General features: G+C 49.6%; 22 protein-coding genes and 1 pseudogene. 4 read left to right on the top strand and 19 right to left on the bottom strand.

The window, feature by feature from the left end; genetic code table 11:
• The first annotated feature begins 211 nt into the window (after positions 1 to 211).
• Entirely contained in the window at positions 212 to 1,420 is a 1,209-nt protein-coding gene (locus KQI_RS0116450) for a glycosyltransferase family 4 protein (RefSeq protein WP_080572154.1), read from the top strand.
• Positions 1,421 to 1,494: 74 nt separating this feature from the next.
• Here KQI_RS0116450 and KQI_RS0116445 read toward each other — a convergent pair whose 3' ends face one another.
• Positions 1,495 to 2,562 (bottom strand): glycosyltransferase family 4 protein, encoded by a 1,068-nt coding sequence (locus tag KQI_RS0116445; protein ID WP_010347924.1) that lies wholly within the window; start codon positions 2,560 to 2,562, stop codon positions 1,495 to 1,497.
• 187 nt (positions 2,563 to 2,749) lie between these two features.
• On the opposite strand from KQI_RS0116445, the pseudogene KQI_RS29900 reads away from it, so the two are divergent.
• Positions 2,750 to 2,848: pseudogene (locus tag KQI_RS29900) on the top strand (glycosyl transferase); the annotation flags it as partial.
• A gap of 168 nt (positions 2,849 to 3,016) precedes the next feature.
• Entirely contained in the window at positions 3,017 to 4,408 is a 1,392-nt protein-coding gene (locus KQI_RS0116435; protein ID WP_010347922.1) for a glycosyltransferase family 2 protein, read from the top strand.
• Positions 4,409 to 4,442: 34 nt separating this feature from the next.
• Here KQI_RS0116435 and KQI_RS0116430 read toward each other — a convergent pair whose 3' ends face one another.
• The 18 genes from KQI_RS0116430 to KQI_RS0116345 all read right to left on the bottom strand — a co-directional run bounded on the left by KQI_RS0116430 (position 4,443) and on the right by KQI_RS0116345 (position 20,414).
• Positions 4,443 to 4,814, bottom strand: coding sequence for a hypothetical protein (locus KQI_RS0116430; RefSeq protein ID WP_010347921.1), 372 nt, complete (start codon positions 4,812 to 4,814; stop codon positions 4,443 to 4,445).
• Positions 4,815 to 5,156: 342 nt separating this feature from the next.
• Positions 5,157 to 5,876 carry a glycosyltransferase gene (locus tag KQI_RS0116425; RefSeq protein WP_010347920.1) on the bottom strand — a complete coding sequence of 240 codons (720 nt, stop codon included), beginning with the start codon at positions 5,874 to 5,876 and terminating at the stop codon, positions 5,157 to 5,159.
• Positions 5,873 to 6,871, bottom strand: coding sequence for an NAD-dependent epimerase/dehydratase family protein (locus KQI_RS0116420; RefSeq protein WP_010347919.1), 999 nt, complete (start codon positions 6,869 to 6,871; stop codon positions 5,873 to 5,875). Before KQI_RS0116420 ends, KQI_RS0116425 begins: the two co-directional genes overlap by 4 nt.
• A complete protein-coding gene (locus KQI_RS0116415; protein ID WP_010347917.1) occupies positions 6,832 to 7,686 on the bottom strand; it encodes a dTDP-4-dehydrorhamnose reductase family protein in 855 nt (284 codons plus the stop codon). The genes KQI_RS0116420 and KQI_RS0116415 overlap by 40 nt, the downstream gene beginning before the upstream one ends.
• Positions 7,683 to 8,669, bottom strand: coding sequence for a polysaccharide biosynthesis protein (locus KQI_RS0116410; RefSeq protein WP_010347916.1), 987 nt, complete (start codon positions 8,667 to 8,669; stop codon positions 7,683 to 7,685). The genes KQI_RS0116415 and KQI_RS0116410 overlap by 4 nt, the downstream gene beginning before the upstream one ends.
• Positions 8,662 to 9,753 (bottom strand): non-hydrolyzing UDP-N-acetylglucosamine 2-epimerase, encoded by a 1,092-nt coding sequence (gene wecB, locus KQI_RS0116405; RefSeq protein WP_010347915.1) that lies wholly within the window; start codon positions 9,751 to 9,753, stop codon positions 8,662 to 8,664. Before wecB ends, KQI_RS0116410 begins: the two co-directional genes overlap by 8 nt.
• A gap of 121 nt (positions 9,754 to 9,874) precedes the next feature.
• On the bottom strand, positions 9,875 to 11,536 hold the full coding sequence (locus KQI_RS0116400; protein WP_010347914.1) for a glycosyltransferase: 1,662 nt from the start codon (positions 11,534 to 11,536) through the stop codon (positions 9,875 to 9,877).
• A 66-nt stretch (positions 11,537 to 11,602) separates the two neighbouring features.
• Positions 11,603 to 12,736, bottom strand: coding sequence for a CgeB family protein (locus tag KQI_RS0116395; protein WP_010347913.1), 1,134 nt, complete (start codon positions 12,734 to 12,736; stop codon positions 11,603 to 11,605).
• A 33-nt stretch (positions 12,737 to 12,769) separates the two neighbouring features.
• Positions 12,770 to 13,861: a CgeB family protein gene (locus KQI_RS0116390; RefSeq protein WP_029390197.1), complete on the bottom strand. Its 1,092-nt coding sequence runs from the start codon at positions 13,859 to 13,861 to the stop codon at positions 12,770 to 12,772.
• A gap of 181 nt (positions 13,862 to 14,042) precedes the next feature.
• On the bottom strand, positions 14,043 to 14,237 hold the full coding sequence (locus KQI_RS0116385) for a hypothetical protein (RefSeq protein ID WP_010347911.1): 195 nt from the start codon (positions 14,235 to 14,237) through the stop codon (positions 14,043 to 14,045).
• A gap of 37 nt (positions 14,238 to 14,274) precedes the next feature.
• Complete coding sequence (locus KQI_RS0116380; protein ID WP_010347910.1) at positions 14,275 to 14,715, bottom strand: hypothetical protein; 441 nt, start codon at positions 14,713 to 14,715, stop codon at positions 14,275 to 14,277.
• On the bottom strand, positions 14,715 to 15,047 hold the full coding sequence (locus KQI_RS0116375) for an alpha-helical endospore appendage domain-containing protein (protein WP_029390196.1): 333 nt from the start codon (positions 15,045 to 15,047) through the stop codon (positions 14,715 to 14,717). Before KQI_RS0116375 ends, KQI_RS0116380 begins: the two co-directional genes overlap by 1 nt.
• A gap of 29 nt (positions 15,048 to 15,076) precedes the next feature.
• Positions 15,077 to 15,364 (bottom strand): hypothetical protein, encoded by a 288-nt coding sequence (locus KQI_RS0116370; RefSeq protein WP_010347907.1) that lies wholly within the window; start codon positions 15,362 to 15,364, stop codon positions 15,077 to 15,079.
• A gap of 119 nt (positions 15,365 to 15,483) precedes the next feature.
• On the bottom strand, positions 15,484 to 16,944 hold the full coding sequence (locus KQI_RS0116365; RefSeq protein WP_010347906.1) for a glycosyltransferase family 2 protein: 1,461 nt from the start codon (positions 16,942 to 16,944) through the stop codon (positions 15,484 to 15,486).
• A 74-nt stretch (positions 16,945 to 17,018) separates the two neighbouring features.
• Positions 17,019 to 17,750 (bottom strand): sugar phosphate nucleotidyltransferase, encoded by a 732-nt coding sequence (locus KQI_RS0116360; RefSeq protein ID WP_010347904.1) that lies wholly within the window; start codon positions 17,748 to 17,750, stop codon positions 17,019 to 17,021.
• Positions 17,747 to 18,547 (bottom strand): glycosyltransferase family 2 protein, encoded by an 801-nt coding sequence (locus tag KQI_RS0116355; RefSeq protein ID WP_010347902.1) that lies wholly within the window; start codon positions 18,545 to 18,547, stop codon positions 17,747 to 17,749. Before KQI_RS0116355 ends, KQI_RS0116360 begins: the two co-directional genes overlap by 4 nt.
• Positions 18,544 to 19,479, bottom strand: a complete 936-nt coding sequence (locus tag KQI_RS0116350; RefSeq protein ID WP_029390195.1) for a glycosyltransferase — start codon at positions 19,477 to 19,479, stop codon at positions 18,544 to 18,546. Before KQI_RS0116350 ends, KQI_RS0116355 begins: the two co-directional genes overlap by 4 nt.
• Positions 19,476 to 20,414: a glycosyltransferase family 2 protein gene (locus KQI_RS0116345; protein WP_010347900.1), complete on the bottom strand. Its 939-nt coding sequence runs from the start codon at positions 20,412 to 20,414 to the stop codon at positions 19,476 to 19,478. The genes KQI_RS0116350 and KQI_RS0116345 overlap by 4 nt, the downstream gene beginning before the upstream one ends.
• Positions 20,415 to 20,999: 585 nt before the next feature.
• Between KQI_RS0116345 and KQI_RS0116340 the strand changes: the two genes are divergently transcribed.
• Positions 21,000 to 22,781 carry a M4 family metallopeptidase gene (locus KQI_RS0116340; RefSeq protein WP_010347899.1) on the top strand — a complete coding sequence of 594 codons (1,782 nt, stop codon included), beginning with the start codon at positions 21,000 to 21,002 and terminating at the stop codon, positions 22,779 to 22,781.
• The last annotated feature ends 398 nt before the right edge of the window (positions 22,782 to 23,179 follow it).

Here is a 23,179-nt window from a genome sequence, read left to right as displayed (position 1 = left end):
ACACGTTGTTATGCCAGTACGACAGGTCCATATGCTGCTATCCCCTCTCGCACATTTTATGCGTTGCCGCACAGCTTGGCGCAGGCGAAAGCACAAGCTATACAATGAATCATACATAGGTGAATGGTCGTGTCGACAGATAGACATTGCTCATATAGTAAACTACCTATCCAAAGGAGGTGACAATCATACCCGAGAAGTGTCACAGGGTATGAAGCCCGTGAGCGGAAAATCCAAGGTCATGTTATTCTCACATATTTGCCATCCGGCTCGAATGTCGGGTGCCGAGAAATGGCTGCTTTTTTTAGCCAAAACCCTAGCCGGAAAATATGAGGTTGTGTTGGTTGTTCCCGGTTCCGGCATACTGTCCAAAGAAGCAGAAAATGCAGGTATAAGCGTAGCCATTCAAGATTCACCACTGCTATGGTCCTTGTATGAATCATCAGCGGCCATGCATCAGGAATTTGCCAATCAAAAGGCCTCCAATTCCTACCACTCCCTATTAACTCTTTTGCACATGCACAGGCCAGATTGGGTCATGGTCAACACGTCGGTAAACGCGCTACCTGCAGCTGTGGCAAAAAAAGCGGGCATTCCCGTTGTCTGGGTCATCAACGAAATCTTATATCAGGGTACACATAAGATGGATGCCGTGCGGATGATCAATCGTTATGCAGACTGGATTATCGGTATATCGGAAGCAGTGCTGGCACCCTTTAAGGATTCAATCGTCAACAATAAAAAATGGCTTATATCCCCTTCCTGGAATGATGCTGAATTGCATCCTAAAAGGTGGGAGGACAATCGCCGTTCTCTGAGAGCAGCCCATCATATTGGCGACCATGAGACGCTAATAGGGCTCATATCCGGGATGATCTCCGCCCATAAAGGAATTGATCAATTTATCTATATGGCCGGCATGCTGATGCCACGCTTTCCTCAAGCGAAATTTCTGATTGCTGGAAGCCCGGAAATAACAGAATACTTCAATAAATGCCAAGCATTAGCAAACGGCACATTAGATCCGTCACGCATTATATTTCATCCGTTTGAAAGCCACATTGACCATTTATACCCTGCGCTTGATCTCGTTGTTGTACCCAGCATGATTGATGAAGGTTTTGGATTGACGGCGCTTGAAGGGATGGCTTTCGCCAAGCCAGTGGTTGCTTATGACTCAGCAGGACTTGGCGAATTGCTCAAACACACCGGTAATGAGAGATTTTTAGTACCTAAAGGTGATGTGGATGGACTTTCGCACATCATTGCCGATCTCCTGCAAAATCAGGACCTCATGCTGGAAACGGGAACTAGAAATCGCAAAGCATGCACAGAATCGTTCGGCGTGGATATATTCCAGAACAAGTTTAATAACTTGCTACAGGAAGTTGATGGCGTCGTTCATAACTTGAATAAGTGATCTAAAGCTCGCGCCTGGATTCGTTATCTTAAACGGCGTTCACATTCACATCTGACAAAACGGATTAAGAAAAGCTAGAACACACCCAAATAATGCAACATACCGATAAAATGAGCGACGTAGCTTTCTGAACTGAAGTTTAACTCTATATTTTCTCTGCCGTTGTTGCGAATTGCATGCCGCAGCGGACCGTTTCTCATCAATTCCAGCCCTTGTTGAACCGCGGTTTCAATACTGCCTCTCGGATAAAATTTACCTGTGATGTCATGTTTAATAAAAGCGCGCACTCCGTCAGAATCGGTGGTGAGAATAGGACAACGGCAACTCATGGCTTCCCCTACCGCATAACCGAACCCTTCCAGTACAGAAGTAGACAATAAGTATCCTCCGGAATCTCCGATAGCAGAATAATAATACGGCATTTCGCTATGCGGGATGTTAGAAAATAGTTTCAAACGACGTTTTAGATGAAAATGAGAAACCATTTCCAGGAAGTCTTCTCGTTCAGAATGGGTACTCAAATTGGCATCTTCAAACACCCATAACCGCAAGCTTGGCTCGCAGGCCACAGAATGATGGACAATTTCGAGGCATTCTCTCCAATTTTTATTCGGTTCGATTCGTCCTACCCAACCGATGATTGGATATGAATATTGAATACTCTGACGATATTGGATTTTGCCAGTATCAATACAGTTGGAAAAATTGAAGTGAATTTTAGTAGGAAATTGGGCAAACAGCTGATTCAAATGAGAGGTCGGAGGATATAACAAGGCATCGGCATAAGACAAAATATATGATGCTGCTTCATTTATAAATTGAGTCGCATATTCTATCGGTCCGAGCCCCTGCACTTCAAAAATAACCGGTCCGGTAAAACCTAAGCGGCGCAAACGCTCAAGCATAATAAAATCTGAAGACACGACGACTGCTGCAAAACCTTCTTTGTTGAGCAATTGCTGAATTTGCTGATCATCGTCCGAGATGTGTGTGGGGCAGCCGGATACGTTCTGCAGCCCTGCACCATCGCGGCTATATAGAAAATGGCAGTTTACTCCGTTTTTTTGTAATGCCTCCCCACGGGTTCGGTTCAGGGTTTCCATTCCGCCGCTTGGAACAATATAGGTGAATAAAATTTTCAATTTTTTACCTCCCCTCTATGAACTATATATGTATTAAAGGACAACTTTGGCTGATCAAAAAAACTATTTTACTTGAGGATTTTGCAAAATGAATTTCCAGATGGCGATTCGTCCACAATTATGGATTCATTTCAACATACCGTATGGTGTAGCAAACAGTACATGTTCATTATGAGGTGGAGGAAACGTGGAATCGCTGCCCAGAGTGAGTGTCATCATTCCCTTTTTCAACTGCCCGTACGTAGACCAAGCTGTATGCAGCGTCTTAAATCAAACTTACCCGACAGATTTCTACTATTTAAATGAGCCGCTCACTGCCTACCGTCATCATGAACAGATGGATACGGTCCAATATTACCAGGCTATTGAGCAGGAATTGGAAACCGTTAGGCAGACATATCAGACCCCATTACAAATGGTTGTAAATACTCTGTAATCTCAAGGAGAGAATCTTATGCTGGTTAGTATCGTAATCCTTACGCTAAACAACCGGGATTTAACGGAACGGTGTCTGAATAGCATTGTTCACTACACTGCCGTTCCTTACGAATTGATCTGTATCGACAATGGATCGACAGACGGTACACAGCATCTGCTGCGTCATCGGAAAAATGTACGTTTAGTGGAGAACAGAACCAATCGTGGCTTTGCAGCAGCTTGTAACCAAGGAATTAAAGCATCTAGAGGGGACACTATTCTCCTGCTCAATAATGATACGATGGTATCATACCATTGGCTGGAAAATTTAATTCACGCACTTTATAGCTCATCGGACATTGGTATTGTCGGTCCTGTATCCAACATGGTGACGCCGATGCAGCGTCTCCCCATGGCCTATTCGACCACAGAGGCATATCATGAATTTGCTAAAAGCTTTAACATTGCCAATCCCTCCCTTTGGCGGGATACAACAGCTTTAAGTGGATTTTGTATGTTATTCCGCCGTCAATTGATACAGAGAATCGGGTATTTAGACGAAGCCTTTCCGGGAGGCGGCTATGAAGATATTGATTTCGGGTACCGGACACTAAAAACAGGATTAAGGCTCCTCATCGCAGGAGATAGCCATGTCCACCATGAGGGAAACGCCAGTTTTACACATAATTCAATTGATATGGCTGAATGGGGGGAAAAAAATCGCCGTATATTTTTAAGAAAATGGAACTTTAACCCTGAACGCCTCATTTACACATTGGATGAACTTTTTTTCCCCGGACGGTCAGCTACGGGACATCCGTATCATCAACCTAAGGATGGTTCCTTGCCTAATGGAATACTCGTACGGGACTCGAAACAACATATATATCTCATCGAGCAAGGGTTAAAGCGGCCTATCAGGTCGCTTGATGCTTTTCATGCTTTGCATTTTCGTCTCAACCAGGTCATCCAACTGTCCGATACCATGGTGACCAGCCTCCCCGACGGCAAGCTGTTACTGGGTAATGGCCAACTTGCCGAGCATTTTCCAACGGTTTTTATTGCCAGAGACCCTGTGAACGGCTTGCACCTGATCAGCCATGGTCTACGCTATCCTTTCCGCGATTTTGAAATATTTCATCTGCTGGGCTATGCAGCCGACGAATCTATTCCTCTTTCATTCGCGCACCTGGAAACTTTACCTGTCGGCCCACCTATTGATTTTAATGTTTTCGAGGAGCACGAACTGATAGACTACCGGCTGTACATGGGACCGAATCACGGACTATATTATGCAGAAGGCGGACGGTTGCGGCCTGTTCCAGGCCCCAGGGAGCTTCATATGTTCGGGTGGCACACACAGCGACCGATTTCTCTCCCGGCCGATGTGTTTCACCGGAGTCCGCAAGGTCCGGTGATCGTAGCATAAGGAAATAACGACAGGAGCTGTCCCAAAGCAGATTTTATTTGTACCTAAACCCTCTACCATTAGCACACTCTAAAACTATCCTTTCTTCATATATTAAGATTAGAAAGGGGGTGAAAAATATGGCAATTTTTTCGTTAGGAGCAGTTGAAAACCTGAATCCAAATGGCACTTTCATTTCGAGCTCTGTTGTACTACGTATCAGTAATACAACAACAGCTCCACTTGTACCCATCACTGTGAATGTGTACGATGCACCTGGAAGCGCACCGACAGGTACAGTGTCAACCTTGTTTTTTACAACCACATTTGCCTTGGGTGCTCCAAATTCAGTAGTTACACTTACAATTCCTACTGTAGTGCCAGCATATGACATTAGAGTTTCATCTCCAGCCGCAGCCGGATTCATAAGTGATATCTCCATTGAGGCTCAAGGAAAAGATGCTGCTGGGAATAACGTACCAGAGCATACATTCCCGTTCGGTGACTGGGGATCGGTTACTACGGTGTAACGGTTTGCATCATGACAAAGTATTATTTTCCCAACTGAGATGATCTCCCTATCATCACTAGTAATTTGTAATTGGCCTGTGAATCTGCGTGCTCTATACTGGCACTGCAGATCATAGGCTTCTTTCTTAACTGCATGGTCTACGCTTCTACACTCCTATTTCGCATAGGCTTACGGCAAAAAAGAGGCCGAAACCGCTCAGCCTCTTCCTTCCCGGCCATGACACGCCTCTGATTCACACTATATGGCAATAAATCTATTAAGCAGCTCAGTGAAGCTGTGTCTGTAGCGTGCCTGGGTAATTAAGTATTCCTGTTCAACGGCGTGCCGATGCTTTTGGGTTCCCATCTCATCGTGCCAACGATAGTTTACGAGCACCTCGTTTAAATAAGGAAAAGCATATCCTGCCAGCATCACCCTATACCACATATCCAAATCGTGGGTATACGTCAGCAGTTCATTGAATAACCCTATCTGCGCAAACAGTTCTTTTTTGAACATCACCGTGCATCCGTTGACCGGGTTGCCTTGCAGAAAACAACGGTAAAATTCCTGTACCGTCGGAAATACCGCTCCCGCCTGCCGGTTTGTGATTTGGCTGTATTGATTGATTAAGTTGAAGTTGGTGTGGGAAATATACGCACTTTGCTCTATCATAAAGGAAACCTGGTTGTTGATTTTATCCTTATGGAAGGTGTCATCCGAGCTGAGCCACGCAATATATTCGCCGCTGGCGAGCCGGATACCGTGATTCAGCGCGCTGGCTGTTCCGCCATTTGATTTGCCCAAATAATAGATATATGAAAGATAGGGCTGAAGCAGTTCGCGGTGTATCGTGGACCCATCATCGACGACGATAATCTCAAGCGGGCCGTAGCTTTGCTCCAATGCGCTTTGCAAAGCCTGATCCACGTAGTCACAGTTATAAAAGGGAATGACAATCGTTACTTTTGGTCTCATAACGTTCCTTCCTTTCCGGCTCGGCGGTATTGAATCATATCTTTCAGGGATTGCCCCAGCTGTATGGTCGGCTTCCAGCCCATCTCCTCCAGTTCCTCTGCATGGTATGCCTCCGTCGCTGCTGATTCCGCCGCATTCCCCCACTGGATGGGAATCGATGTATTCGCCAGCGCAACCATACGCTCCACGATATGACCCAGCTCTACGATGCTGCCTGTACAGACCGGGTAAATACGCCCCGGTACACCTTGTTCCAGCAGCACACCGTACGCACGAACCGCGTCTCGAACGTCCAGAAAATCACGCTGCGCATGCCGGGAAGACACCCGGAACGGGGCAGTATTCGTTACCGGCTGCTCTTTCATACGCTCCGTTCGAACAACATACCCTGCCAGTAATGCACAAAAGCCGGTGGAGGGGCCCGGACCGATCAAGTTGCAAGGTTCCGCCAGCATGATGGATTGATCGAACAGCGCGCCCCACGATAACGCGACTGCCTCTTGAATGCTTTTGCTGAGACTGTACGGGTGTGTAGGATGATACGGAGCCTGCAAGGCCGTCTTTAGCCGAGAACCTGCTACAACAATACGGGCTTTGGGGAAAGAGCGCAGTACATCCAGCAGATACAATGTGGACAGTACATTGGATTCCATGTACAGCAGTGGACTCTGCCATGATTCAGGCACTGAATTTTTACCACTCAGATGAAGTACATAATCCGGAGCAATCTGGCGAATCACTTCGCCCAGACGCTTCTTATCCAGCAAGTCGCACACATAAGGCGTAATACAGCAATGGTCGCCAACTGCTGGGCTGGAGTTCTCATCATCGCCCGCCAGTGAGGTCAGTTCTGATGCGGAGGCGGCCGTGCGAGTCAGCGCCGCCACTTCCCAGCCGAGCTTTGCGAAATAGCGGCAGGCATGCATCCCGGTATAACCTGCCGCTCCGGTAATCATTATAACTGGCCGATGTTGTTCCGCTGTACTTCGGTCCATTCCAGCAGCTCCTTCAGCATGGTACTGTAGTGAGGAACATCGTAGAGCAGATCGGTCCGGGTACAACGAAGCGTCCGGTCCAGCACCGGCTCATCCTTCGGCACGATCCGAATATCCTCCCTCTTCCAGACTTCTTTGAACAGCAGCAGCAAGTCATACTTGCTGATCGGTTCGGGGTGAACCAGATGAATAAGTCCATCCACCGGCTCATTCATAAGTACCCGTATCGCCTTGGCCAATTCCAGCGTTGTAACCCCGTTCCACAAGACACGGCGATAACCGTCAACCTCTCCGCGCTGCTGCAAGAACCAGTGCAGCAGGCCAATGCCTTCAGGCCGAATTTCCGGGCCGATAATGGAGGTGCGGATAGTCAGATGCCCTGCTGCCGTTACTTCTCCAAGTATTTTCGTCAAGGCATAGGCGCTTGTCCCGTCAGGCGAGTCCGTTTCCCTATACAGACCGGGTATCCGCTTTCCCTCGAATACGCAGTCGGTACTGATATGAATCAGGCGGGCACCGATACTGTCCGCCGTCCGCGAGAGAAGATGCGGCAGCAGCCCATTAATTTGGTATGCAGAAATCCGATCCGCTGCGGCATACTGATTCAGCACGCCCACCGCGTTAATAATGACGTCAGGCTGCATGCTCCGCACCAGTTGCTCCACCATAAAGCTGTCCCTTACGTCCAGCAGCAGACCGCCTTTATTCTCAGGATCACGGGTGGTGTAAAACACGTGATACCCGCCCTGATTTTGAAAATAGTCGACCAGCATATGGCCGGACATGCCGTTACCACCCAATATAAGCAGCTTCATTTAATGAACCCCCCGCGCTGGAGGATGCTTCGAATTTCCTCTTTTGACATCAGATTGAACTCCGAGCTAAAGCTGCTGAATGACACCGGAGAACACTGACTATAGCGGTCTTTTAATTGAGGTATATTCAGCATCGGAAGAATAATCAAATATTGCTCGTCATATACAACCGTCGTCAGGCTTTCAAAGTCACTCATCAAAATTTCATGAATTTTCTCGCCGGGACGAATGCCTTTTTCTATCATTTCTACGTTCTCCACGCCGGAATCTTCAATGAGCACCTCAGCCAGATCCACAATACGACAGGTTGGCATGGTCATGATAAAAATTTCCCCACCGATGCTTTCGACCGAGGCTTTGAACAGAAGACTGATCGCATCACGCAAGGTCAGGAAAAAACGGGTCATTTTCATATCTGTGATAAAAACCTTGCCCTTTTGGCGAATCTGGCTTTGAAACAGATGTACCACACTTCCGTTTGTACCCAATACATTACCGCCGCGCACTGTCACGAACCGTGTGTCGCTATTGAGTAGATTGGCATAGACAATCAGCTTTTCTCCAATCGCCTTCGTCATGCCGTAAAAATTGGACGGATTTGCGGCTTTATCCGTTGATATATAAATGACTTTCTTTACCTGATTGGCAACAGCGGCCTCAATCACGTTCTGGGTGCCTACTACATTGGTTTTGAGTGCTTCATAGGGCTGATCCTCGCACACAGGCACATGCTTGAGAGCCGCCAAATGAAATATATAGTCCACACCCTGGCAAGCGGTAACCAACGCGTCCTTATCCCGAATATCTCCAATACAGAAGCTGAGTCGTTCGTCCTCAAACTGCCTGTTCATGGCTACCTGATTCGATTCTCCACGTGAATAGATGATGATCTCTTTGGGATTACGCGGCAGTAACTGGGCAACCAGCTCATGCCCCCAGGAGCCGGTACCGCCGGTAACCAAGATACGTTGGTTCTCAAACATGCCGTTTCCCTCCAAGCAGAAATTTAACCACTTTATCCGACACATCTTCTGCCAGATAGCCTGCGGGACACTGCCACTTATGGGTTATCCCGGTCATTAAAGCTACCGCGTTCGCGATCGCCTCGCCATCAAGCCCGGATACGATATTGCTGCCGCAATCTACCGTCTCCGGTCGTTCTGTCGTCCGGCGCATCGTGACCGTCGGCACGCCCATGACGCAGCATTCCTCCTGTACGGTGCCGCTGTCCGTTAAAGCGCAGCGGGCATGCCGTTCCAGCAGCACGAAGTCAAAAAATCCGAACGGTTCGTGGAATTCCACCAGCGGATCAAGCTGGATTGGCGGATGGCTTGCAATCCGGGCGGCAGTGCGGGGATGAATGCTGCAAATGACGCGCTGCCCGGATTGGCGGGCTACCCGGTTGAGACCCTCCAGAATAGCCAGCAAATGCGGCGGATGGTCGACATTTTCAGCTCTATGGGCAGTCACGAGGAAATACGCCCCCGACGATAATTCGAGCTTATTTAAAATGTCGCTGCCGGACACTTCTTTCTCATAATGCTGCATCACTTCGTAAATGGGATTCCCGGTCAGTATAATTCGTTGACTCGGGAAGCCTTCCCGTATGAGATGCTGCTTGCTTTGCTCCGTATATGGCATATTAATCGTAGAAATAGCATCAATGACGCGGCGGTTCTTCTCCTCCGGCACATCCAGATCATAGCAGCGGTTCCCTGCCTCCATATGCACGACCGGGTAGCCCATACGTTCTGCAAGCAAGGCGCATAAAGCACTGTTCGTATCACCAAGCAATAATACATGATCCGGGCGTTCCTTATTCAAAATGTCCTCCATCTGCGAAAACATCGCAGATAGCTGCTTGCCCAGCGTTCCCGCCTTCTCCTGAAGCATATAATCCGGGGCACGCAGGCCCAGCTCACGGAAGAATTGCCCGCTCAGGCCCTCTGTGTAATTTTGGCCCGTATGCACAAGCACATGTTCATCTGCATAGCGGTCCAGCTTCGGAATGACCAGGCTGAGCCGTATAATTTCCGGTCTTGTGCCGAGCACGGTCAATATTTTCATGGTTTTGGAACCCACCTTTGCTGTCGTTGTTTCATTAAGCTGTGGAGTTCAATGGTTGAGATTCATTCAGCAAACTGGCTATACTCCAGTTCAACGTCCAGTTCAACGGCCCGGTATACGTTCACCCGGACCGTTGTCTTGTACGCCGTCCAGCCTTAAGCGTGACCCGGTTCCGTTTACGCCGCCGTGACTTAAGCTTGAATTTACGCTTGAGCTTCGGTCTGGACCTGGATTTTGGATGCTGTCCTGGCAACATTCGTAATCCGTAATTGCTCTTGCGGCGGCTCCTGCCGCTGCCACGGCTGTTTTTATTGTCCTTGCGATTGCGTAGTCTGGGATGCTTGCGGCCCCTCGGCCATCTTGCGCGAATACGACGCTTGCCGTGACAAGGCTCTGGCTGTGACTCGGGTACAGGAGGAACTGGTTGCGGCAGACCTTGAATGGCCGCATACTCGATGGGTGGCAGTCCCAGCACAGGCAGCTGACAAACCACCGATTCGGGAAATTCTCGAATTGTGCTGGTAAACGCCTCGGGTATAGCGATGACCGGGCGCAGCCCTTCACCTTCCCTCGTCCACACGGGTCCACCCGGTTGCTGAATCAGCGGAAACCAATGCGGATGATGACATACCCATTGACTCACCATGACATGCAGGTTGTTTCGATAGGAATCGGGTCCGTATACACGCATAGCCGCGCTGTTATTACGTACGCCAATGCGCTCCACTTCATCGGGATGATCGAGCAGATAGCCCACCTTTTGCGCAAGCATGTCGCTGTTCCCCGGTTCCACCAAAAAATCTGTATTGCCGGTCGACTCCATCAATTCAACCAATCCACCCTGCGCGAAGGCTACAACAGGCCTGCCGTAAACAAGTCCCTCCAGTGCCGTCAAACCAAAGCCTTCCTCCACCATACTGGGAACCACAACAATATCCATTGCGCTATAGGCGATCGACACGGACTCCTCGAATGAGTTGAACTGGAAGCGGCGGCTATAACGGGATTGGCGGATTAATGAGATACATTTTACGTAATATTCCGAGTCTACCGGGCTGCCAATGATCCAGAAACGACAGCGCGAATTGGTTTCGCACAGCTTTAGCGCCATCTGGACAAAAGGCAGCAGCCCTTTGGCTTCATAGATAAAGGAAGAAATATAACCAATGCATATATGAAAATTCCGCAGCCCCAGCTTTTCACGTTTTCTTTTTCGTTCCAGTGCATACTGCCTGGGTGACGGCATATCCATATCCTGGCAAGGTGGCAGCACCGTATGCGGACGTGTCAGTCCTCTGCCAAGCAGAGGACGCATAACAGCATGTGAGATGCCGATAACCCATTGGCTGTAGCGCTCTATGATGGAGACAGAAACTGGCGTATGCTCATTCTGGTTAATGACCTCAGTTATTTTCCAGATGACTGGAATATTGAGCTCCTGGGCAGCCATCGCCGGCATAACGTTCACACAGGTATTAACCAGCACCACATCAGGGCGAGCTTTGTGCAGCATCTGGAGCAACGGTGCATACGCTACATGATTCCGCAAATTCTCCGCATCCTGCGCCAAGCCTTCATACGGGGTATACATGCCATGCAGCATGAACATGTTCTGAATCTGAACAGTGATTCCGCGCTTGCGGGCAATCGTGGTCAGCCGTCCTTCACCAGGCGTCACCAGAATGCAGTCGAAATAGGTCCGAATATCCAAACAAAATTGCAGCAGCAGCTTCTCCGCTCCCGTAATACTGCGGACATTGCAGACATGGCAGAACAGCATCATTTTGGGCCTGATCGGAGTTCACCTCCTTTAAAATAGCAACCAGCAGATGTGCGAATGGTATTAGTATTATGGAGATGCAATCGACAGAAGCTGGTCTATCCGGTGACCATACGTGTGTTCCCGCAAGGTTCGTTCCAGCGCGCGCAGAGCAATCTCACGGCGTTCCTTTTCATGTGTCAAATAAAACTCAATCTTCTCCAGCAATTCCTGCTGGGAGTTGTACGTTTCAATCTCTTCGCCCGGTTTGTAAAAACGAACCAAATCATCCCTTGTATCCGTCAGCTGCAAGGTGCCGCAGGCACAAATTTCGAATGTGCGCGGATTCGGGGAAGCCGCTGGAAGTTTCAGCGCGTTGTTGTTCACGGCATCATCCTGATGAGAACGATGAAGATTAATCACGATTTTGCTGCCGTTATACAAATCCTTGGTCTCGTTGGGAGACATCCAGCGTCCCAGCTCAATTTTGTCACCATACGACTGATAATCAGGCAGACGGTCCCACCAGATTCCGTTGATTTTAATGTTACGGGCCGCGAGCTGGGGCATAATCGGATTAAAGAAATAGATGCGATTCCAATAAGCTGAACCAGAAAAGCCGATTTCATGTCTTGCCGAAACGGGTGAGCTAAGCGGAAAGTAGTGAGTTGGGAAAGCCCCGAACGGCAAATAGTGTACAGACGAGCAACCCAGTTGACGGTACAACTCTACGCAATTCATTTCCAGCGTGAATACATGATCATAATGCGTAACAATTTTGGTCGTCATATCGGTGTAATAAGGATCATCCGTAAGCCAGATTGCGGTTGTGATGCCCAACTGGCGTACCGCTGCCACCTGCTCCACCGGAAGATCCATCCCGTCCAGTGCCAGCATCAGATTCGGACGGAGCTGAGCGGCAATATCCGCTACCGGCTGACGTGGGTCCGTTACGGTAACCTGAGCCGTCATGCTTTGCAGCGTGGTAAGGACCGCCTCATCCAGCGGAGAATACGGAAGGCCTTTACCTGAGACGACATACAGCACATGGATGGATCGAAAAGGAAATGTTGCTTTCGTCCGGGCAACAATGGCGTTGGCACGTCCGCGCAAGTATCCTTCATCGTAGCCGTCATGGATTCCCGCAGCTCTCCCCTTTTCCCAAGAGGCTGCCGCCGCTGGATATACAGACGGGTCATACGGTCCTGCGGTAGATATCGTCATCATTTTCACTCCTCACTGTATTTGGTGCTTGCTTTAGGCCATCGCCTTGTCCAGCAATTCCTCCATACGATTCGAGTACATATGCTTTTGCATGGTCGTATGCAGCGCGCGCCAGGCTATGCGCTCACGCTCCCAGTCATGCTTGAGATAGTAGTCCAGCTTGGTCTGTAGCTCTTCTGCTCCAGAGTAGGTTTCGATGTCATAGCCCGGCCGGTAATAACGCTCCAGGTCCTTTCGAACATCCGTCATTTGAAGCGTGCCGCAAGCCGCAATTTCGTATGTGCGGGGATTGATGGACTCCGCTGACAGCTGATGTGTATTCCGGTTATCCAGTCCGGGGTCTGTCGGGCGGTGCATATTGATGACAATTTTGGAGCCGTTATAATATTGAGCGGTCTCCCACGGCTCCATAAAAATCGGACGGATAAAACGTTCCAGCACATCTCGGCGAGTCAGCCGATCCCAGCTTCCACCTACGATCAGCACTCTTTTGTCCGCCAAAAAGGGAGCGAGATGGTCAAACAGCTTTACACGGTTCCAGAAGGCATTGCCGATAAAGCAAATATCATGCTGATGCTCCCGCTCCACCCGCCGGGGATAAAAGATACGGGCTGACGCTGCGAGCGGCAAATAGTGTACCCTCGCTACTCCCTGATTGCGATAAAGCTGCAAGCAGGACATTTCGTGCGTAAATACGACATCGTAGGATTGACAGATCAACGCTGTATCCTCCGTAAAGTAGGGATCGTCTACAAACCAGATGGCCGTCCGAATGCCCAAGGCTCGTATTTGCTGCACCTGCTCCAGATGATCCTCCGGAAAAATATGCAGCCCGTTCATGACCAGCACGAGGTCGGGACGGTGGACCTCGGCGTCAGCCAGCATCGTGGCGGGCGTACCGATGACGCATGCGCTGCACATTTGGCTTAGCGCGTCTTGCACACCTGTGTCTATGGCTGTGAAGCCTTGCGGAATGTACAGCACTTTTAAATGGCGAACAGCAGGCTGTATGACCACGACCTGTGACAGAGCAGCCGTGCAACCGCCCATTCTGCGTCCTTCCCGGAAGCCACATCGATATGCTTCGCGTTCATTTCCACTTCGTTGATCGTTCACATCCTTCACCCTGTCCTGTTGTAGGATAAACTTCTGTCACTCCTAAACTATATGCGGAGGGGCCAAACACATCATGGACGACTGCCACTGCCCGGACAAAATTGGCGTTTGCCCGTCCGACGCTCAACGCGCAAATAACCCCGAAGCCGTTAGCCTCGGGGGATTAGCGATAAGAAATGATCTTCACGATTTACTGCGCCTTGTAAGCAATCTGGTGGCCATCTTCATAGCCTTTGGCAAAACCGGAATTAAAGCCCTCGTTGTACGCTGCATCATAACCCTGCTGAAATGCCTGCGGGTCATGCTCTAATGTAACAGGCTCGGACGGCGGGTTTTCCGCAGCAGGGGCTGCTGCCGGATTCAGAGTTTTGTTTCGCCGTCGCATAAGAGCACGACTTCTGCGCGTAGAATGGAGCCTTCTTCTACGACGTCTTAGAGCAAATCGACGTCTTAGAGCAAGCAGGCGTCTTCTTCTCTGTTTTAATCTGCGAATGCTGGAACGCCGGGCAGCTTTGCGTCTTTTGCGGGCTTTGCTCCGAAAGAAGCGTTCCCATCTGATACTCATTGTCATTCCTCCTTCGCTTTCTCGTGATCGCTTCATTTTTTTGAACAGGAATATGGAGCCACGGCTGCGCCGGTTTTCCATATACCTGCCGCCTTAATGGAATACCTGCCAGCATTTGCGTGATTTCTCCCTGGTAGTTGCTGAGTATCCGAATGGTTTCCTCCAGACGGGTAGCCGACACATCCGCATGGGGCGTTAAGTCCGCAAGACTGTTCAGCATCCGGGCGACGGCGTGCTGGCTGGAAGCAATAGACTCCAGCATATCCAGCTTGATCTCGCGTTCACGCCTCATGCTCATTAGCTCATATCCCCCGAGCCCATTCCTCCCAGCATCCCTTCCATTCCTCCACCCTGCTGCTCATCCTGATCCAGCAATGCTTTAAGATTGCTGCAAAGTCCAGTCTGAAGGCGGGTGAGTCCCTCCAGCATTTCCACCATCTGCTCGTGAACTTCCAGTGGCCGTCCCAGTTGCTCTTCATCGGTATCAAATGCGTTGGGCGCCAGATGGTTTAGCGCCCAATTACGCATCTTTTCCGCTTCGACCGCCTTGGCCTCCAGGATCATGGACACGTTCCTTTGCATTTTGGAAGCTGAATCCAGCATATGAATCATTGTTTTTTCCCTACTCATGTGTTCACTCCCTACCCTCGGTTGGTACGTTACTCCTCTTCCGGGTATGCCGTCTCTTTCACGACACGAACGAGCATTTCAGCCATTGCTTCCTGAAGATCGGCAATACCGTTCAAGTAGGCAACAATGCTTTTGTTTACTTGTCCCGAGCCTTCCAGAATGCCAGGAATTCCGTCAAAACGCGGCTCCTCATCCGGCAGTTCATGTATGATCTGCGCCATACGCACGACCACCTGCCGTTCCGCATCCAACAACCTTGACATCTGTTGCTGCGAATGTGAAATATGAACTAGCAACTCATCTACCTCGTTATGCATAAGCCCCTCCTTTATGTGCTCCGCCTTGCGAAACCCACGAATACCTACGGGCTTTCCGCTACTACAGCGTATGCCACAGTGAGTAGTCGGTTCCGCCTAAAAGCGCCTATTTCCGATCATTATAGATGCCTGTGCAGCACAGGTGGCGCAATAATAGGCCGCTCCTCCACCAGCGCGGACAAATCTCCAGGGGACAACAACTGAATTCGGTAGTCAGCCGCCCGCCAGCTCATGGCTGCATAGGGGGTAAGGAATGGCCTTTTCCAGCCGTTCCCGATTTGATACAGTTGTCTGCCTTCGGCATACAGTACCTCAATCCATTGCTTGCGTTGAGCCGGGGTATTATGCGTAGTGAGCATGGGCATGCTTTCCGGTTCGCAAGCCGCCAGCACAGGAATGGGCTCCTCCGGCGGTACAACTACAGGCACTTCTGTATCACCGGAAACCAAAACCTCCGGCTTCGGCACCAGGGGAAGTGCCAACAGATCAAGCTGGGATATTCTGACGGGAGTTACGTATTCACTCCCCGCAGCACGAACTCTCTGCAGAAAGCGCCTTCTTCCCGGCTCTAACCGAAACACTGCACCGGACGGTCCTTGAACGAGCGCTCCTACGGGATAGAAGCTTGCCGCTGACACACGTCTTTCTTCCGCAGATGCTAACTGTTCATCCGGCTTCGCTGTGCCGATTTTCTGACTGTGGAGCAGCTTATTCATGTCCCCCCACTTTTGGACAAAAAAGGATCGGTTCTGGCTGCTCTCCTCCATTGAACCGCTTTTTCCGGTCGACTGGAGAAAAGCATAGACCGTATCCCGATCACTTCCTGCGTAATGAATAAAAGCATCTCCGGCAATTGCCATACGTATCCCCAGCAAGCGAACACGCAGCAGCCAATCTTCAGCGGCTTCCTGACTACTGTGACAGCCTTCGTCCCAGTACCCCGTTTTTTCCAGCGTTTCTCTGCGCAGCAGTAAACAAAATCCGGCCAGGCTCTCAGTTTCTCGCCATGCGGCCGGGTTGGAAATATTGTAGGTCTTGGCAAACGGAAATGCTTCGTTTTTGTTTATATAAGGAACCTCAATCTGCTGCGCTCCGAAGGGACCATTCGTTACAGGCCCGATGACCCCCAGCCGCGGATCGCTGTACAAGCACTCCAGCAAACGGTCCAGCCAGCCGGGAGTCACCATAACATGCGGGTCCAGTACCGCAATGGTTGTGCCTTTTGCCATCATCAGTCCCTGATTCAGGTTGCCCAGCATATGAACATCCTTTTTTAGCAGCGCATAACGCACAGCGATACTTTTACGGAGCAAATAGGTGCGTGTTCCGTCCGTCGAACCGGAGTCCACCACAATAATTTCATGAGGATGGCTCGTATGCTCCTCAATACGGTGAATACATGCTCGAAGCTGATGAAGCTGATTGCAGGACGGAATGATAATGCTGACGCCTTCAAACACCTTGCCGAACGAAGCCTGGCCAAATCTGCTGCCTTGCTCCCTACCCCTTTTATATCCTGCCCAATAGCCTTTCTTACCGAGCCGCTTGCTATGTTTCCTTCGTATACTCAGGCGTTTCATGCCGTTCACTCCTCCGGGTGGCATTATTGCCTATACTATATGCCTGGTCCGGCCGAATGGTGTTTCACCCGAGATCAGGGCAGAAGCCCTTTCATTTTTATTCCAGCCTCCTGTAGGGAATCGAAGGTTCCTGCATCGCTCCAGTATCGCCGTAAAATATCATATTCCAGCTTGCCCTCAGCGGCATAACAGTTGTTGACATCCGTGATCTCAAGCTCGCCGCGTGCCGAAGGATTAATTTGCCTGATCTTATCGAATACGGCAGTATCGTACATGTAAATACCAGTAACGCAATATTTTGATTGGGGATTTTCTGGCTTTTCTTCAATTTTTGAGATGCTCTCCGGCCGCTTGGGATCAAACACCGGTACTCCGTAACGACGAGCATCTGCCACCTTTTTCAACAATACTCTGGCGCTCCCCGGTGGCTGCTGCTTGAACCGTTCGATGACAGGGCCCAGGTCCTCCTTGAACAAATTATCCCCCAGCAAAACAGTGAATTTTTCTTCTGACTGCATATAGCTTCTTGCTAGATCAAGTGCTTCCGCAATGCCGCCCGCCTTTTCCTGAATCCGGTATGTCAATTGGACACCATAATCGCTGCCGCTGCCCAGAAAATCGGTATACAGTCCAGCCGATTGTTTGCCAATAATGATAAGCAAATCGCTGATTCCTGCCTGTCGCAGCCTTTCGATACCATACACAATCATGGGATATTTGCCGACCGGAAGCAGATGCTTGTTGAGCAATGAAGTCAACGGATGAAGGCGCGACCCGGTTCCTCCTGCGAGAATAACCCCTTTCATATCTTCCCTCCTCCTTCGACAGCATGTTCAGCGTGTAATCCCCCAACGTTTCCAGTTTCGATAAACATTCTGGGATCTATGCTCCATTTCTCTATAAATAAACGATAGTTCCGCTCGATCAACTCTTCATTCCATGAAGGGTCTTCGCGCGAAAAGCTCGCATTTCCCTGATGATAAACAAAACAGTCATTACACATCAGCAGTTTATAGCCATGCACGCGTGCCCGCAAACAATAATCGTCATCCTCATAATGTCCGGGACTGAACCGTTCATCAAGCGATCCGATCCGTTCCACCAGCTCGCGCCGGAATAACATGCAAAATCCGACCAATCGCTTGACCTCCTGCCATCTGGACGGATTACTTGTATTATTTTGCTCTGCAAATCGCATGCAACTGGCGAAATCCCCTGCCAATCCGTGAATTTGCTGAATACCGCTAACATAATTGGTCACCGGCCCCACCAGTCCCACCGTGCTTTCGCTCTGTAATGCAGCCAGCATATTGGATAGCCATCCTCGCGTAACTGTCACATCATTGTTCAATATGACAAGCTGGTCACCCGAAGCCAGGCGGAACCCCATATTACAAGCTGCCGGAAACCCCCGGTTTTCGGGAAGACGCACGCTGATCAGACGCTCGGCTGCACAAAAAGCATCCGTGCCGTCATTTGAAGCGTTATCTACTACAATGATTTCATAAGGTACATCCACCGTATGCGTCCGAATCGCCTCAATACACGGCTTGAGCAGATGCAGGCCGTTATAAGTCGGGATAATAATGCTCGTCACACTCATCGTGCATTCCTCCCTTTGGCGACGTCTGCCCGTGTAGGAACGGGACCGAACGGAGAAGCGCCAGCTACCTTCAATACCGCCGTCAGCGCCTCCGCATGATCACCGACGATCAATTGCTCCATCGCGTTTCCTTTGCCGGTATTGAAGGTCCGCTTGCGGTTCGTTTTAATGACGTCGACCGAGTGTACGGCTGCCACCATCATACCGTGCAGTACCGCCATGGCGTGGGCCTTTGGCGGAACAGCGAGCATGGCCGGACCAAGCAAATCCAGCGAGCGTCGTGACAAGGCGTGCGGTACAGCGGTCAATGAGTTTGCTCCAAGATCCGGCCTGCGCAGTATGCGGTTCAGGAAGCCTTTGCACCGTGTTACGCTGTCCTGCTGTGCATAGGGCGGCAAGTGTCTGCACAGATCGTTAAGCGCCACATCCGTTCCCTGATCAACCGCGTGGAGAAAAGGGAGCAAGTCAGACGCTGGAATCGGCAAATCTCCGTCCACAAACAGCACGATATCAGCTTGCGTCATACGCGCACCTACAGCACGCCCGACATCATGCCCCAGTCGATCCGGCATGTTGACGAGAGTCGCGCCAGGATGATGCTTCGCTACGATGGAGCGTGTGCCGTCCGTACAGCCGTTCAAAACGACAATGATGTCCTTAAGCGGAAGTTTTTCCAACTCACCCAGCACCTGGTCAATTGTCGACTCCTCATTACTGACACTGACTACGGCTGCCGCTGTTCCCTGCAGTACAATGCCCTCGGGAGCTTCTTGTTTCCGGGGCAGGTTCACTTCGGTCATTTCCTTTCCCCGAGGTGCGGGTTTCCTCACCCTGCGGCTGTGTATTGAATGCGTCGATCCTTGTCTTCGCTGTACACGTCTGATTCCCCGGCTTGGGTCGTCACGCTTCCCCCTGCGATACTCTCTGCTCACGGTTTCACCTCGTCTCTGATCCGTTTGCGTTGCAAATCGGTGAATCCCGCACGTGTTCCCAGATGTGATGTAATCCAGGCAATAGCATCCAGATGATCCTGTACAATCACATCCACCAGCGGGTCCTTTCCGTTTTGTTTTTTGCGTGTTGCATTCATTCTACCGACAGCTATTCCATATACAGTCATCACTCGCAACCCGGAGGCGATGGACATAGCTTGAAATAAAGGGGGATTCTCCAGCGACTTTAGACCTATTTTTTTCAAGGCCCTTTGACTTATGGCATGTGGAATACCCGTCATGGATGCCCCTCCTAAATCAACACGGTTCGACAGAATATTCAATACATGCTTTGCATCAACCACCGGATGTACAGACGTACGATTCACGGGTCCATGGTAATCATTCAGCACAATATCTGCTCCTGCGCTTACAGCCTGTATGAATGGTCGGAGTCTGACGCAGGGAATGACGATATCGCCATCCAGAAAAAGCAGTACCTGCCCGGAAGCTGCCTCCGCTCCAATCCGACGGCCCACATCATGTCCCAGCGGTTCCGGGAAGGAAATCACACGCGCCCCTGCCGACGCTGCCACCTTGGCCGTCCTGTCGCTTGATCCGTTCTCGACCACGATAACTTCAGTACGTGGGTGGACACGGCGTGCCTCACGAATAACAGCTCTGATCGTTTTTTGCTCATTCATGGCAGGGATAATGACAGATACGAGCAATTTGCCACTCGCTGATGGTTCAGAAGGTCGCTCCTCACCTGTCTGTACGCCTTTTTCCACGTCCGCTTTCTCCCCATTGACAGGACTTATCGGGTTCATATGCAGCTTGGGGACTCTTATCGGCAGCCGCATCTTTGAGTAAGGATTGGCACCGGAATGCCGCCTGCGATTGAGCTTGAATCCACCTCTTCTCCGCTTCCTCATGCTCCCGTCTCACCTCCCTTATAGCTGTATAGATGGACAGCGTGATTAGGACAGTTCAACATAACCTATGCGGTCCAAATACCGTGTGTAACGGCAAGCGTGGAGCCTTTTCGACAAAGCAATTTTCGACTTTTTTTTACAAAACTCATTAATCCCATTAAATAAATGGGTTATAAGGGTCTAAAGATTCATTTTGGATAAATTTGTGACATAGATCTTCTCGTCCGTCAATCTCTGTGCTAATATCAGAGCCAGATGATGGGAGTTCAATAAAACAGCATTTGTTTTTTTTGCATAAGAAAACATTTTTCCATTATCCACTATTATTCCACTTTCTAATATACGACAGGAAAGGAGGAGTTTGTCACCTTTTTAGGTTATACGCTTCACCTGCAGTCCCCCTCTTTTCACTCACGCTTCATGGAGAACTTCACGGAAAACTTCACGAAAAACACACTTTGGTATTTCTCTTCACGTTCCATTTTCTTCATGTTCCAGACGACAACACGACTTACCTAATTGGCGTAATGCCTAGTCAATGCAGGATGATTCATCCTGACAACTAATCGGGGAGAGTGAATGTTAATGAAAAAAGTATGGGTTTCGCTTCTTGGAGGAGCGATGTTATTAGGGTCTGTAGCGTCTGGTGCATCAGCAGCGGAGAGTTCCGTTTCGGGGCCAGCTCAGCTTACGCCAACCTTCCATGCCGAACAATGGAAAGCACCTTCATCGGTATCGGGTGATGACATCGTATGGAGCTATCTAAATCGGCAAAAGAAAACGTTGCTGGGTACGGACAGCACCAGTGTCCGTGATCAATTCCGTATCGTAGATCGCACAAGCGACAAATCCGGTGTGAGCCATTATCGGCTGAAGCAATATGTAAACGGGATTCCCGTATATGGAGCTGAACAGACCATTCATGTGGGCAAATCCGGTGAAGTGACCTCTTATCTGGGAGCCGTGATTACTGAGGATCAGCAAGAAGAAGCTACGCAAGGTACAACTCCGAAAATCAGCGCTTCTGAAGCGGTCCATACCGCATATCAGGAGGCAGCTACACGGGTTCAAGCCCTCCCTACCTCTGATGATACGATTTCTAAAGATGCGGAGGAGCCAAGCAGTGTAAGCAAAGACACTTACTCCGAAGCAGCTAACAACGGAAAAACGAGTTCCATTGAAAAGGACAAGCTCAGTCTTGAGAAAGCGGCTGACCTGAAAGATAGCAAAATTGAAGCGGTGGAGGCAGAGCCCAATTCCATTGCGAAAATCGCCAACCTGCAACCTGAGGTAGCTCCTAAAGCTGAGCTGTATTTCTATGCTAAGGGCGATGCATTGCAACTGGTTTATGTGACAGAGGTTAATATTTTGGAGCCTGCGCCGCTGCGTACACGCTACATCATTGACGCCAATGATGGCAAAATCGTATCCCAGTATGACATCATTAATGAAGCGACAGGCACAGGTAAAGGTGTACTCGGTGATACCAAATCGTTCACCACTACCGCTTCCGGCAGCAGCTATCAGTTAAGAGATACAACCCGCGGCAACGGAATCGTGACTTACACGGCCTCCAACCGTCAAAGCATCCCAGGCACGATCCTGACCGATGCCGATAACGTATGGAATGATCCAGCCGGCGTGGATGCCCACGCTTATGCAGCCAAAACCTATGATTATTATAAGGAAAAATTCAATCGCAACAGCATTGACGGACGAGGCCTGCAGCTCCGTTCGACAGTCCATTACGGCAATCGTTACAACAACGCCTTCTGGAACGGCTCCCAAATGACTTATGGAGACGGGGACGGCACCACATTTATCGCTTTTAGCGGTGATCCCGATGTAGTTGGTCATGAACTCACGCACGGTGTTACGGAGTATACTTCCAATTTGGAATATTACGGAGAATCCGGTGCGTTGAACGAGTCCTTCTCGGACATCATCGGCAATGACATCCAGCGTAAAAACTGGCTTGTAGGCGATGATATTTACACGCCACGCATTGCGGGTGATGCACTTCGTTCTATGTCCAATCCTACACTGTATGATCAACCGGATCACTATTCGAACTTGTACAGAGGCAGCTCCGATAACGGCGGCGTTCATACCAACAGCGGCATTATTAATAAAGCCTATTATCTGCTGGCACAAGGCGGCACCTTCCATGGTGTAACTGTCAATGGGATTGGCCGCGATGCAGCGGTTCAAATTTACTACAGCGCCTTTACAAACTACCTGACTTCTTCTTCTGACTTCTCCAATGCACGTGATGCCGTTGTACAAGCAGCAAAAGATCTCTACGGTGCGAGCTCGGCACAAGCTACCGCAGCAGCCAAAGCTTTTGATGCTGTAGGCGTTAACTAAATCAAATACATGATCCTCTCAAAGGTCCTCGTCCACAGACCTTTGTCGTTGTACAACTGTCATCTGCCCCTGCGCATACAATGACGACTTAGGGGTGCAGCGTACAAGTCTATCCCCCCTTATGTATATGGCGTCCCCTCAAAGGGACGCCCTTTTTTGTCTATATCACCTTTCGACCATTATCGACTAAATAAGACAAATACAAATTATTTTAGGGACTTTAGACTCATTTTGGGGTAATTTGGAATAAACATCTTCTCGTTCCACATTCTCTGTGCTAATATCAGAGCCAAGACGATGTAATCACAAAAAAAAATAAAACTTTTTTTTGCATAGGTTTATTTTTCCATGGTGATCTCGTTTTACTCAAACAACAAAGCAACAGGCAACAAGACCTG

It is taken from the genome of Paenibacillus peoriae KCTC 3763 (assembly GCF_000236805.1).
GTDB classification, from domain to species: domain Bacteria; phylum Bacillota; class Bacilli; order Paenibacillales; family Paenibacillaceae; genus Paenibacillus; species Paenibacillus peoriae.
Note: the sequence above shows the minus strand (reverse complement) of the source record. Positions and strands in the feature narration are given on the sequence as shown.